The sequence below is a fragment of the Nocardioides sp. NPDC023903 genome, from assembly GCF_040639295.1.
Classification (GTDB): Bacteria; Actinomycetota; Actinomycetes; order Propionibacteriales; family Nocardioidaceae; genus Nocardioides.
Genome location: NZ_JBEZZS010000132.1, coordinates 1 through 1,007, shown reverse-complemented (window position 1 = coordinate 1,007; position 1,007 = coordinate 1). Strand labels below are relative to the sequence as shown.

Sequence of the window (1,007 nt, the reverse complement as noted above, 5' to 3'; positions counted from 1 at the left end):
ATCCTGACTGCCCTCCACGACCTCTAGGCGAGTGCCTCGGGAGGCTCTGGGCCTGGTTCTGTCGAGGTGCAACCCCTGCCGCACATCTGCGCAGCTATTGATCCAGCAATCTATGAATTCAGAATTGGATGTACTATCCGAAGATGGACAGCGCAGTGCAGATCGATGCTCTCTCCCGATTCGGCTATGCCCTCTCGGACTCGACCAGAACGAAGATCCTGCTGAGTCTGCGGAAGGAACCCGGGTATCCGTCGGAGCTGGCCGAGGCGATCGGGGTCTCGCGGCAGATTCTGTCCAATCATCTGGCTTGTCTGCGTGGATGCGGGTTGGTCGTCGCGGTTTCCGAGGGTCGGCGCAGCCGGTATGAGCTGGCTGATGCGCGGATCGGGCGGGCGTTGGACGATCTGGTCGGGCTGGTGCTGGCGGTTGATCCCGCCTGCTGCCCGGCGACGGATTCGGACGGCTGCTGCTGATGGAGTCGATCGGGATGCCCGTGGTGGTGGCGAGTTCGGCGCGCAAGGCGGCGCTGACGACGCGGATTCGGTGGTTGGTCGCGGCGACGATCAGCTACAACGTGGTCGAGGCGAGTGTCGCGCTGACCGAAGGTGCGCGGGTGTCGTCGTCCGCGCTGATCGGGTTCGGGCTGGACTCGGTGATCGAGGTGTCCTCGGCGGCCGCGGTGGCGTGGCAGTTCGCCGGGCGTGATCCGCGGGCACGGGAGAAGGTAGCGCTGCGGGTCATCGCGTTCTCGTTCTTCGCGCTGGCCGGCTATGTCGCCGTGGACGCCGTCCGGTCGCTGCTCGGGGTCGGTGAGGCGCGGCACTCGATGGTCGGGATCGGGCTGGCGGCCGCGAGTCTGGTGATCATGCCGGTGTTGTCGGCCGCACAGCGCCGGGCCGGTCGCGAGCTGGGCTCGGCGTCCGCCGTGGCGGATTCCAAGCAAACGTTGCTGTGCACTTATCTCTCGGCCGTGCTGCTGGTGGGCCTGCTGCTCAACAGCCTGTTCG

The 1,007-nt window shown here is 66.1% G+C and carries 2 protein-coding genes; both read left to right on the top strand.

Annotation, left to right across the window (positions count from 1 at the left end; genetic code table 11):
* Window positions 1-143 precede the first annotated feature (143 nt).
* Window positions 144-473, top strand: coding sequence for a winged helix-turn-helix domain-containing protein (locus tag AB0F44_RS30475; protein WP_357361139.1), 330 nt, complete (start codon window positions 144-146; stop codon window positions 471-473).
* A partial coding sequence (locus tag AB0F44_RS30470; RefSeq protein ID WP_357361137.1) for a cation transporter occupies window positions 473-1,007 on the top strand: 535 nt, incomplete at its 3' end. The genes AB0F44_RS30475 and AB0F44_RS30470, both read left to right, overlap by 1 nt.